An 11,980-nucleotide genomic window follows, 5' to 3' on the forward strand; every position below is an offset into this window, starting at 1 on the left:
GGTGATGTGAGCCTGTCTGCCATGGTGACTTGGTGGGTGGGTGGTGTATAGAGACGTCCCGGTGGTCATAGCGGGGGAGCCACGCCCGGTTTTCCTTTCCGAACCCGGAAGCTAAGACCCCCAGCGCCGATGGTACTGTCCTTGTTAAGGGGCGGGAGAGTAGGACACTGCCGGGTACTTGCTTGGAAGAGAGCAGGGAGACCCCCTGCGCGCCCGTAAGGGTGTGTTGGTGGGGTCTCTCTGTTCTCTTTCTTGTTTTTTGTGTTGTTGTTTTGTTCTCCCACACCCACCCACCCACACACGCACACACGCACACACGCACACACGCACACGCGCCCTTCGCGGCATCACCCCACCCGCCCGCCCGGGGGGCGCCTTCCCCCTCGGCGAGCCGTCTGACCCCCCCGGGGCGCCTCGCACCGGAGAAAACACCGCGCCCTCATCCACGCGGCTCACAGGACACACCACCACTGCCCGCGCAGGCCCGCACCGCACACGCGAGCCCAGATCGCCCCCCCCCCACACCCAGCCACCACACCACAGCAAGCACCAACCCGACGAATCTCACCCACCCCCATGCCGTGGTGGTACATGGGGCCTGAGTAGGCTTGAGCCAGAAGGACTGCGTGATTCCCCGAGGCAGTCGGCCACAGGAAGAAGGACCATGGCTCACGACAGGGCGTATGACAGGAACGACGGCGCTCGACGATCCGGTGGCGCGCGCGGCGACCGCCACGGCTTCGGCACTCGAGGTGGCAACCGCTCCGGTGGTGGGAGCCGACAGCACCGCTCTTACCGGCAGGATGACCGTTCCGGTGATTACCGGGGCGGCGGTGGCCGCGATGGCGGCTATCGCGGTCACGACTACGGTGAGCGCTCCGAGCGCCGCCCCTACGGGTCCCGCGATGATCGTCGCGGCGGCTCCGGGGGCTCCCGGGGCGGTCGCCTCGGCGGGGACCGCCGCAATGGCCGCCCCGGTGCGCGCGATGCCCGTCCTCTCCAGCGCAACCGGATTCCCGAGCCCCGCGTGCCCGCCGACGTCGAGCCCGCGCAGCTCGAGGCCTCCGCGAGGCGCGAGCTGCGCGCCCTCGGGCGCTCGAACGCGGAGAACGTCGCCAGGCACCTGGTGATGGTTCAGCGCCTTGTCGAGACCGACCCCGCTGCGGCCTACGAGCACGCCCGCTACGCCGCCTCCCACGCAGGCAGGATCGCCGTCGTCCGCGAGGCCGCGGGGATCGCCGCCTACCTCTCCGAGCACTACTCCGATGCCCTGCGCGACATCCGCGCCGCCCGCCGACTGTCCGGCCTCGACCTCCACCGCGCCATCGAGGCCGACTGCGAGCGGGCCCTCGGTCGCTATAACCAGGCCCTCAAGGCGGCCGCGGAGGCCGACCCCAAGCAGCTCGATGACGTCGAGGAGGCCGAGATCGCCATGGTCGTCTCCGGCATCCGCCACGAGATGGGCCAGGACGAGCTCGGGCTCGTCGTCATCGAGGACGCGATCCGCCTCTTCCGCGGGGACCGGGAGACGCTGCGCCGCCTCCACTCCGTACGAGCCGACCGCCTCGAGGACCTCGGGCGCGCACAGGAGGCCGACGCCATTCGCGAGCGCATCGGGGAGGCCCCCGAGCCTGCCGAGCCGGGCGTCGAGGTCTACGACGTCGAGGAGGAGTCCGAGGAGGAGCGGGCGGCCCAGGCCGCCGGAGCTGACGAGCCCGAGTCGGCCGACTGCCCCGAGCAGGACGAAAGGCTCGCCGAGGCCCTGACCGATGACATCGATGCCTCCGAAGACTCAGATGACTCGGAGCCCGGCGACGTCGCCAAGAGCACCAGCGAGCACGCCTCCGGGGGCCTCAGCTCCCCCCGCGGCGCCGACGTCATCGAGGACGAGCTCATCGAGCACCTCCAGTCCCACGGCATCCCCGCCGACGCGGGTACTGATCCAGCTCAGGACTCCGACGGCGCCCACAGCGAGGAGGCCCGAGCATGAGCTCCGCACCCCTGCCTCCGGGCCTCCTGGGGAGCGCCTCCCCCCTGGCCAGCGCCTACGATGGGGCCCTGCTCGACCTCGACGGCGTCTGCTTCGCCGGCGAGGCCCGCGTTCCGCACGCCGCCGACTCCGTCAACGCGGCGCGGGCCGTGGGCATGCGACTCAGCTTCGTCACCAACAACGCCTCGCGGGCGCCGCGCACCGTCGTCGACAAGCTGCGCGCCAACGGCATCCAGGCGGAGCCCGGCGAGGTCTTCAGCGCCGCCATGGACGCGGCCGTCATGCTCACCGAGCACCTCGCCCGGGGCTCGCTGTGCCTCGTCGTCGGTGGCGACGGCGTGCGCCAGGCGCTCCTCGACGAGGGCTTCACTCTCACCGACACCGCCGCGGACCGTCCGGCCGCCGTCGTCCAGGGCTGGGACTCCGCCGTCGACTGGGCCATGCTCTCCGAGGGCCTCTACGCGATCACGGCCGGGGCCCTGCACGTGGCCACCAACCTCGATGCCACCCTGCCCACCGAACGCGGCTTCGCCCTGGGCAACGGCAGCCTCGTGGCGGCCATCGCCCACGCCTCCGGCAAGGAGCCCTTGGCCGGGGGCAAGCCCTTCCCCGGTATCTACGAGCGCGCCCTGGCCCGCAGCGGCGCCACGAGCCCGATCGCCGTGGGGGACCGGCTCAACACCGACCACGTCGGGGCCCGCACCGCGGGGATCCCCGGTCTCCACGTGCTCACCGGGGTGAGCACTGCCCGCGACGTCATCCTCGCCGACCCCGCCGAGCGCCCCGCCTTCCTCCACACCGACCTGCGCGGTCTCATCGAGGCTCACCCCGAGCCCATGAGCGACGGGGCCTGGTGGAGCGTCGGTCGGGAGCGCGCGCGCGTGAGCGGCGGTCGCCTCGAGCTCGCCGGGGCCGGCCCCCTCGAGCGCCCTGCCACCGTGACCCTCGACGCCTATCGGGCTCTCGCCGCCGCTGCCTGGGCCGGCGCCGACGCCACTGGCGGCTCCCGGGCGGGCGCCCAGGTGCTCGGCCTGCCCGAGATCACCGTCGCGCCGTGAACGGATATCCCCGATGAGCACCGAGCGCCAGCCAGGCCCGGTCCCCGGGCCCAACGAGGCGATCCCCGCCGCGCCATTGCCCGGCCCCGGCCGCGAGCAGCGCCTCGCCGCGGCCTCCCAGGAGGGCGTCGGCGCTGCGGAGCGGCTCGATGCGCTCGCCGATGAGCCGCTGGAGGCGCGGGCCAGGGGCCTGGCGGACCTCGCCGAGGACCTCCGCTCCGCCCTGCGGCTGGCCGAGAGCTGAGGCTGCTCATGGCACGGCTCATCCGCATCGACTCCGAGCTCGTCCGGCGTGGCGTCGCCCGCTCGCGCGCCCATGCCGCCCAGCTCATCACCGACGGCCGCGTCACCCTCGACGGCGCCCTCGTGACCAAGCCCGCCCGTCAGGTCGACCCCGCGCAGGCCATTGAGATCGTGACGCCCAGTGGGGACGACTACGTCTCGAGAGGCGCCCATAAGCTCGCCGGCGCCCTCGACGCCCTTGAGGCCAGGGGTCTCGCCCCGGCGGTGGCGGGGCGCCGCTGCCTGGATGCCGGAGCCTCCACCGGCGGCTTCACAGATGTGCTCCTTCGGCGCGGTGCTGTCAGCGTCGTCGCCGTCGACGTCGGCTACGGCCAGCTCGCCTGGTCCCTCCGATCCGACCCCCGCGTGCGGGTCCTGGATCGTACGAACGTGCGCACCCTCGAGCCCGCCGCCGTCGCCCCAGCGCCCGGGCTCGTGGTGGGCGACCTGTCTTTCATCTCCCTGACTCTCGTCCTGGAACCGCTCCTGCGGGCCTCGGCCGACGACGCCGACCTCCTCCTCATGGTCAAACCCCAGTTCGAGATCGGCAAGGAGAGGCTCGGGCACGGGGGAGTGGTCCGCGACCCCGCGCTGCGCCTCGAGACGATCCTCACCGTCGCCGGGCGCGCCCACTCCCTGGGCCTCGGCATCGACGCCATCACCGCCTCGCCGTTGCCGGGCCCCTCGGGTAATGTCGAGTACTTTCTGTCCATGCATGCGGGTAGTGCCGGGAGTGGCGCCGACCTCACCGGCGATGCCCTGATCGCCGAGGCCGGGCGCGCCGTCGCCGAGGGCCCCGACGGCAGGGGCGCCAGATGAGGGAGGACGAGCAGCTGATGACCGCACCGACAGCGCCGGATCAGCGGCGCGACCACAGGATCACGCGCGTCATGGTGGTCCGGCGCGACGTCAACGACCAGCCCGTCCCGCCCGGGCAGCGGCGCTCCGCCTCCACGGCCACGGCCGGGGCGCGCGCCGAGGCGGCCCTGCGCGACCATGGCGTCGAATGCGTCGACCACCGCTTCCTGGGGGACATCGACCTCGTGCTCGTCCTGGGCGGGGACGGCACGATCCTGCGCGCCAGCCAGATCGCCCGAGACAAGGACGTGCCCCTCGTGGGCATCAACACCGGTCACGTCGGCTTCCTCGCCGAGGCGAACCCCGACGCCGTCGAGCACGTCGTGGCCGAGCTCGTCGCCGGGCGGTACACCGTCGAGGAGCGCATGACCCTGGAGGTGACCGTCGAGAGCCCCGAAGGGGCGATCCAGCACGGCTGGGCCCTCAACGAGGCTGCCTTGGAGAAGCGCGACCGCGCGCGCATGCTCGAGCTCGCCATCGGCGTCGACGGGCAGGCCGTCTCCTCCTTCGGCTGCGACGGCCTGGTCATCTCCACCCCCACCGGCTCGACCGCCTACGCCTTCTCCCTGGGCGGGCCCATCATCTGGCCCGAGGTCGAGGCCCTCCTCCTGGCCCCCATGGCCGCCCATGCGCTGTTCACCCGCCCCCTCGTCGTGGCACCGACATCCTGCCTGGAGGTCATCATCGACTCCACAGGCTTCGACGGTGCCGAGATCTGGTGCGACGGGCGCCGCAGCCTCGATGTCGTCGCGGGCAGTCGCATCCGCGTCACCCGCGGGAAGCGCCCCGTGCGCCTGGCCCGGCTCAACGACGCCCCCTTCTCGCGCAGGCTCGTGCGCAAATTCGATCTGCCCGTGCAGGGATGGCGGGCGGCCAGCGAGAACGGGTTGGGCCATTGATCGAGTCCCTGAGCATCGAGGACCTGGGAATCATCGAATCCGCTGAACTGCGCTTCGGTCCCGGTCTGACCGCGCTGACAGGCGAGACCGGGGCCGGTAAGACCATGGTGCTCACCTCCCTCGGCCTGCTCCTGGGCCAGCGCGCCGGGGCCTCGGTCGTGCGCACCGGCGCCCGGCGGGCCCTCGTCGAGGGCGTCTTCCTCACCGACCCCGACTCGCCGGCCGGACGCCGCGCCGCCGAGGCCGGTGCCGAGCTCGACGACGACCTGCTCATCGCCACGCGCGCCGTGCCCGCCGAGGGCCGCTCACGGGCCCATCTCGGGGGGCGCTCGGTACCCTCATCCGTTCTGGCCGAGGTGGGGTCGCGACTCGTGGCCGTCCACGGACAGGCCGATCAGTTGCGCCTGCGCTCCGCCGCCGCCCAGCGCGCCGCCCTGGACTCCCTCGGCGGGTCCGAGCACGCCGCCCTGTGCCGGCGCTACGCCCACGCCTACCGGCAGCGGGCGCGCGCTGCCGAGGAGCTGGCGCAGTGGCGGGCCGGGGCCCAAGCGCGCGCTGAGGAGGCCGCCCGCCTGCGCGCCTGGCTGGAGGCCATCGAGGCTGCCGCCCCCGCTCCCGGGGAGGACAGCGCCCTGGAGGCCGAGGCCGGCCGCCTGGAGCACGCCGAGGACCTGCGCCTGGCCGCGACCGCCGCGGCCGCGGCTCTGACCGCCGATGCCGATCCGGCCGCGGGCGGTTCGGAGGCCGTCGACGTCGCCTCCCTCATCGCTGCCGCCGGGCGCGCCCTGGCCGGCGTCGACGGCCTCGACCCCGCCTTGACCGAGCTCGCGGCCAGGGTCCGCCAGCTCGGCATCCTCAGCGCCGACATCGGTGCCGACCTCGGCTCCTACCTCTCCGGCCTCGACGCCGACCCCGCGCGCCTGGCCTGGGTCAATCAGCGCCGTGCCGAGCTGACCCGCCTGTGCCGTGAGACCGGTGGTGCCGCGGAGCAGATCGACGGTGTCGACGCTCTCCTGAAGTGGGGGCGGGGCGCCGCCGACCGCCTCGCCCGCATCGACGGGCCCTCCGACGGCGCAGAGGAGCTCCGACAGGCACTCACGGAGGCCCAGGCCGAGCTCGAGGCCACCGCCGCTGAGCTGAGCGCCGCCCGGGCCGGCCTGGCCGAGCGGCTCCAGGAGTCCGTCACCGTCGAGCTCGAGGGCCTGCGGATGAGCGGGGCCAGGCTCGTTGTCGGTCTCGAGGCGCTTGACGAGCCCGGGCCCACCGGCGCTGAGTCGGTCTCCCTGCTGCTGTCACCGCATCCCGGCGCGACCCCCATGCCGCTGGGCAAGGGGGCCTCCGGCGGAGAGCTCTCCCGGATCATGCTGGCCCTGGAGGTCGTCCTCGCCGACGCCACCATGACCGAGCCCGCCCTCGGCGCGCAGGACGGCGGCGCGGCACCGGATCGGGAACACGCCCGCACCTTCGTGTTCGACGAGATCGACGCCGGCGTCGGCGGGAAGGCCGCGCGCGAGATCGGGCGGCGACTGGCCCGACTGGCCCGCGGCCACCAGGTCATCGTCGTCACTCACCTGGCACAGGTGGCCGCCTGGGCCGACACCCACCTCGTCGTCCACAAGGAGACCCCGGCAGGCGGCGGCGCACCGGACGGCGCTGATCACCCCGGCGACGCGAGGATCACGCGCACGCGGGTCACCCGTGTCTCAGGGGGTGAGCGCGAGCGCGAGCTGGCGCGGATGCTGTCCGGCCACGACGATTCCGAGGCGGCCCTGCGGCACGCCGCGGAACTCCTGGCAGAGGCCTCCATGGCAGAATCGAGCGCGTGAGGTTCCCGTTCCACAAGCACTCGCCCCCGGACGACCGGCCAGTCGGCGTCGTCCGCGTCGATGCCCGTACTAAGGACCTGGTCAAGCGCCTCAACCCGGGTGATATCGCCGTCATCAACCACTCGGACCTGGACCGGGTGGCCGCCGAGTCCCTCGTGGAGAAGCGGCCCGCCGCAGTGCTCAACGCCTCGCCGTCCGTCTCCGGCCGATACCCGAACCTCGGTCCCGGGATCCTCGTGGATGCCGGAATCCCCCTCATCGATGGCCTGGGCGCTGACATCATGCGCCTGCGCGAGGGCGATCGGATCATCGTCGCCGACGGCGCCGTGCGTCTCGAGGGCGAGGACGCGATCATCGCTGAGGGGACCGTGCAGACTCCCGGGAGCGTGGAGGCCTCCATGGAGGTGGCCAAGGAGGGCCTGGCCGTCCAGCTCGAGGCCTTCGCCGCCAACACTATGGAGTACATGAAGCGCGAGCGCGACCTGCTGCTCAACGGGATCGGCATGCCCGAGATCCGCACCTCCATGGCGGGCAAGCATGTGCTGGTCGTCGTGCGCGGCTACTCCTACAAGGAGGATCTCAAGGCCCTGCGCTCCTACATCCGCGACTGCAAGCCGGTCATCATCGGCGTCGACGGCGGGGCCGATGCCGTCATCGAGGCCGGGTTCAAACCCACCATGATCGTGGGCGACATGGACTCCGTCTCGGACAGGGCGCTGCGCAGCGGCGCGGAGATCGTCGTCCACGCCTACCGCGACGGGCGCGCCCCCGGCCTTGCCCGAGTGGAGGCCCTCGGCGTCGACCACGTGGTGTTCTCGGCCACGGGCACCAGCGAGGACATCGCCATGCTCATGGCCGATGAGGCCGACGCCGAGCTCATCGTCGCCCTGGGCACTCACGCCACTCTCCTGGAGTTCCTCGACAAGGGCAGGGCCGGCATGTCCTCCACCTTCCTGACCCGTCTCAAGGTCGGGGGACGCCTCATCGACGCCAAAGGCGTCTCGCGGCTCTACCGCACCCGTATCTCCAGCTGGCACCTGTTCTTCCTGGCCGTGGCGGGGCTGTTCGCCCTATGGGCGGCGCTCCAGTCCACCCCCGCCGGTCAGACCTTCTTCGGCCTCTTCGGCGCCACCTGGGATGATTTCATCAACTTCCTGAGGTCGCTCGTGGGCCTGTCCCCGAGAACCCCGTCCCTGTGACGATCCGCCCCCGCGCTATTCGTCGATGCACGCAAGGAACGCAACATGATCGACTTCCGCTACCACCTGGTCTCCCTGATCTCGGTCTTCGTCGCCCTGGCCGTCGGTATCGTCCTGGGCGCGGGCCCCCTGCAGAATTCCTTGGGGAATGCCCTGCACAACCAGGTGGAGTCGCTGCGCGAGGACCGCAATGCCACGCACGCCCAGTTGGAGACCACATCGGCGGCCCTCAACGATCGCGACGCCTACATCACCGCGGCCGCGGCCTCCTACTTGCCCGGCACGCTGAGCGGCCGCAGTGTCGCCATCGTGGCCCTGCCCGACGCCCAGGACGAGGACGTCGAGCTCGTCATCTCCCAGATCGCGGTCGCGGGCGGCACGACCACCGGCCGCGTGACGCTGACCTCGGTGTGGACGGATCCCAGCCGGGAGTCATTCCGCTCAGCCTACTCGGGCCAGTTCGCCGGCAACCTGGATGAGGCCGTATCCAAGGACTCCAGCGGGATCCTGGGCGAGGGCCTGGCCAAGGCCCTGACCGTGGACGACTCCAGCGCCATCGCGCTGCGCGACCTGCTCACCGCCTCGGACACGCCTCTCATGAGCGTCAACTCCCAGCTCACGACCAAGGCCGACGCCGTGGTGGTCGTAGGGCCGCGCTCGGCCCAGGCCGACGCCGCGGGAGCCACCCCGACTCCCGGCGCCGATGCCACCGGCAAGGCCTGGGCGGCGGCGCTCACCGGTGTGGCCGCGGGAGCGCCCGCCGTCATCGTCGGCGGGGCCGACGACGAGCGCGACATCATCGCCGTCATGCGCGAGAACAGGGCCAAGGCGACGACGATCGACTCTGTGGGCCAGGCGAGCGCCGCCGTCTCCGTGCCACTGGCCATCGCCGCCGTCTTGGGCGGGGCCCAAGGCTCCTACGGCTTCGATGACGGTGCCGGCACCATCATGCCCCCCATCCCCGCCAAGGGGTGAACTGCGGAGCGAACGTTCCCGCGATCGACGCGCAGCAACGCCCCGGTCCACCTCAGCCCCGAGCTCATCAGGGGTTCGCTCGACCTGACCATCATCATCGCCCTGTGTGCGGGATGGTCGGCCAGCAGGGCGACAGCTCGCGCGGCGGACACCTGGCCGCCCTGAGCCTCCCGGGACCCGCCAATGCGTCGGCGGCGCGATCTCCGGCCGGTAGCCTGGGACTCATGACCGCCGTACCGCTCCAGAGAGGCAGCCGCCGCCACCCGAGCCGTCCTCGCCGCGCGACCTCACCTGCCCGCCAGGCGCTCATCGCCGCGACGAGCGGCCTTGCCTGGAGCACCGGGGCCTCCGCGCTCCTGCGAGCCCTGCCCAGGTGGAGGCGGCTCGAGCGCTCCAATTTCCACGGGCGCACGGTCTCACTGCGAGGAGGCATCGCCAGCGCCATCGGTGCCACTGCGGTGGCCGGGTGCGCAGGCGCGCTCGCTCGTCCGAACGCGCTCACTGCCCGCCCCGGTGCGGCCGCCGTCATCGCCGCCTCCGCCGGAGGCACCGCCGGACTCATCGACGATCTCGACGCCGGCGCCCACGACGGCGATGCCCCCGCCAAGGGCCTGGCCGGCCACCTCGGAGCCCTCGCCCGCGGCCGCGTCACCACAGGCGCCCTCAAGATCGCCATCATCGGCTCCGGCGCGCTCGTCGGCGGCGTCCTCCTCGCCAGGCACCGGGCCCCGGCCGCCCCCGCCGCCCGGCCGCGCGCGCTCGTCGCCGACGCCGCAGTGAGCGCCATCGTCATCGGCGCCTGGGCCAACGTCCACAACCTCCTCGACCTGCGCCCCGGGCGCGCCCTCAAGGCCAGCGCGCTTATCTCGGCCCCCCTTCTCGCCTGGCCGGGTCAGGCGGCGGCCCCCACCCGCATCCTGGCCGCCGGTGCCCTCGGGGTCGCCGCCGCATCCGCGCCCGAGGACCTCGGCGAGCGCACCATGCTCGGCGACACCGGCGCCAACTCCCTCGGCGCCCTCGTCGGCGCCGCCCTCGCCGCCGCCCCCTCACGAGCCTTCCGCCATGGGGCGGCGGTCGCCGGCGCCGCCCTCATCCTGGCCAGCGAGCGCGTCTCCTTCTCACGCGTCATCGACTCCTCCCCGGCCCTCGCCGCGCTGGACGCCCTGGGACGCCGGGACCAATGACGGACAAGACCGCCGATGCGCGAGCCGAGGGCGGGACCAACGGGGCGCAGCGAGGCCTGGCGACCGTCGTCGGCGGCGTCGCAGGACTCACCCTCATCTCCCGTGCGCTCGGATTCCTGCGCTGGATCGTGCAGGCCGCGACCGTCGGCACAGGTGCCGTCGCCGGGGCCTACGCCACCGCCAACCAGATCCCCAACGTCCTGTACGAGGTCGTCGTCGGCGGGGCCCTGGCCGCCACCATCGTCCCCCTCCTGGCCGGCGCCGTCATGGCGGGTGACCGCGAGACGGTCTCCCGAACCGCCTCCGCGATGCTCAGCACGGTCCTGGTCATCCTCGTGCCCCTGGGTATCCTCCTCGCCGTCCTCGCCGACCCCATCGCCGAGCTCTTCCCCACCTCAGTCGACGCCGACCCCGGCCTCCAAACGCGACTCGTCGCCGACTTCCTGCGCATGTTCGCCCTCCAAGTGCCGCTCTACGGCATCGGCGTCGTCCTGACCGGCATCCTCCAGGCACACCGGCGCTTCGCCTGGCCCGCCCTCACTCCGATCCTGTCCAGCCTCGTCGTCATGACCGCCTACGCCCTCTACGGCGCCATCACCCCCGAGGGAGCGGGCCAGTGGACGAGCAGCGCCGACCCCGCGGGGCTGCTCGTCCTCGGCTGGGGGACCACGCTCGGCGTGGCCGCCCTCAGCCTTCCCCTCCTCATCCCCGCCTCCCGCCTCGATATCGACCTGCGGCTCACGCTCCGCCTCGACGCCGCCACCCGCCGGCGCGCTTGGGGCCTGGCCACCGCCGGCATCACCGCCCTGGTCGCCCAGCAGGCCTTCATGCTCCTCGTGCCCGTCCTCGCCCGCTCCGGGGGAGTCAGCGGCACCATCGCCGTCTACCAGTACACGCAGGCCATCTGGGTACTGCCATACGCCGTGCTCGTCGTTCCCGTGGCCACCGTCCTCTACCCGAGGATCGCGGGCCTGCTCGCAGAGGGCGCCGCCATCCCACCGGCCTCGGCCCCCGCCAGGGCCGGGGCGAGCGCGGTCGTGCCGGGCAGGTGCGAGGGGAGCCCGCGCGAGGAGGCCCTGAGGCTGTGCGGTGACTCCACCGCCCTCGTCACCAGCGTCTCCCTGGCCGGCATGGCGATGCTCCTGGCAGCGAGCGCCGGGGCCGAGGCGTTCTTCGCGCTCCTGACCGACGACGTGCGAGGGATGTCCGCCGCCCTGGTCTCCTTCGCCCCCGGCATTGTTGGCTTCGGCCTCATCCACCAGATCACCCGCATCCTCTTCGCCGCTGGTCGCGCGCGCTGGGCCGCCCACGCCACCGCGCTGGGCTGGGCTGTGGCGGCGGTCCTGTCCACGACCGCCGTGCGGTTGCTCGCCCCGGGCGGCGCAGACGGCCCCGCCACGCTGAAGGCACTCGGCATCGGCACCAGCATCGGCATGACGATCGCGGGCATCGGCCTTCTGGCGGGCCTGGCCCGCTGCCTGGAAGCCTCGGTGCTGCGCCCCATCGCCCGGGTCATCCTGGCCGGGGCCCCGGTCGCGGCCGCCTCCGGGTGGGCCGGGCGGGCACTCAGCCAGATGACCGGCGCGCCCTGGTCCCAGATCCTGCTCTCCGGTATCTGGGCCCTCCTGGCCGCCCTCGCCACTATCACCGCCGCGCACATCGTCTGCCCCCCAGCCCTGGGAGCGCTGCGCTGGGGGAGGAGATGAGCG

The 11,980-nt window shown here is 72.9% G+C and carries 10 protein-coding genes and 1 rRNA gene; all 11 read left to right on the forward strand.

Annotation, left to right across the window (positions count from 1 at the left end; all coding sequences use genetic code 11):
• Positions 1-57 precede the first annotated feature (57 nt).
• The 11 genes from rrf (at position 58) to murJ (ending at position 11,977) form a co-directional block, all read left to right on the forward strand.
• Positions 58-176 (forward strand): 5S ribosomal RNA (gene rrf, locus B6G06_RS03630).
• A gap of 488 nt (positions 177-664) precedes the next feature.
• Entirely contained in the window at positions 665-1,990 is a 1,326-nt protein-coding gene (locus B6G06_RS10725; protein ID WP_420807198.1) for a tetratricopeptide repeat protein, read from the forward strand.
• Entirely contained in the window at positions 1,987-3,048 is a 1,062-nt protein-coding gene (locus B6G06_RS03640) for an HAD-IIA family hydrolase (protein ID WP_081171011.1), read from the forward strand. The genes B6G06_RS10725 and B6G06_RS03640 overlap by 4 nt, the downstream gene beginning before the upstream one ends.
• Positions 3,049-3,061: 13 nt before the next feature.
• Positions 3,062-3,292: a hypothetical protein gene (locus B6G06_RS03645; protein WP_080463301.1), complete on the forward strand. Its 231-nt coding sequence runs from the start codon at positions 3,062-3,064 to the stop codon at positions 3,290-3,292.
• 8 nt (positions 3,293-3,300) lie between these two features.
• Positions 3,301-4,149: a TlyA family RNA methyltransferase gene (locus B6G06_RS03650; RefSeq protein ID WP_080463300.1), complete on the forward strand. Its 849-nt coding sequence runs from the start codon at positions 3,301-3,303 to the stop codon at positions 4,147-4,149.
• Between the two features lie 71 nt (positions 4,150-4,220).
• Complete coding sequence (locus tag B6G06_RS03655; RefSeq protein WP_080463309.1) at positions 4,221-5,087, forward strand: NAD kinase; 867 nt, start codon at positions 4,221-4,223, stop codon at positions 5,085-5,087.
• The gene (gene recN / locus B6G06_RS03660; RefSeq protein ID WP_081171013.1) at positions 5,084-6,913 is read left to right on the forward strand and encodes a DNA repair protein RecN; all 1,830 of its coding nucleotides are present in this window, start codon (positions 5,084-5,086) and stop codon (positions 6,911-6,913) included. Before B6G06_RS03655 ends, recN begins: the two co-directional genes overlap by 4 nt.
• Positions 6,910-8,112: a putative cytokinetic ring protein SteA gene (gene steA / locus B6G06_RS03665; protein ID WP_080463298.1), complete on the forward strand. Its 1,203-nt coding sequence runs from the start codon at positions 6,910-6,912 to the stop codon at positions 8,110-8,112. The genes recN and steA overlap by 4 nt, the downstream gene beginning before the upstream one ends.
• Before the next feature lie 45 nt (positions 8,113-8,157).
• The gene (locus B6G06_RS03670) at positions 8,158-9,087 is read left to right on the forward strand and encodes a copper transporter (RefSeq protein ID WP_080463297.1); all 930 of its coding nucleotides are present in this window, start codon (positions 8,158-8,160) and stop codon (positions 9,085-9,087) included.
• Positions 9,088-9,311: 224 nt separating this feature from the next.
• The gene (locus tag B6G06_RS03675; protein WP_081171015.1) at positions 9,312-10,271 is read left to right on the forward strand and encodes a hypothetical protein; all 960 of its coding nucleotides are present in this window, start codon (positions 9,312-9,314) and stop codon (positions 10,269-10,271) included.
• The gene (murJ, locus tag B6G06_RS03680) at positions 10,268-11,977 is read left to right on the forward strand and encodes a murein biosynthesis integral membrane protein MurJ (protein ID WP_081171017.1); all 1,710 of its coding nucleotides are present in this window, start codon (positions 10,268-10,270) and stop codon (positions 11,975-11,977) included. Before B6G06_RS03675 ends, murJ begins: the two co-directional genes overlap by 4 nt.
• The last annotated feature ends 3 nt before the right edge of the window (positions 11,978-11,980 follow it).

Source organism: Actinomyces gaoshouyii, assembly GCF_002076915.1.
Classification (GTDB): Bacteria; Actinomycetota; Actinomycetes; order Actinomycetales; family Actinomycetaceae; genus Actinomyces; species Actinomyces gaoshouyii.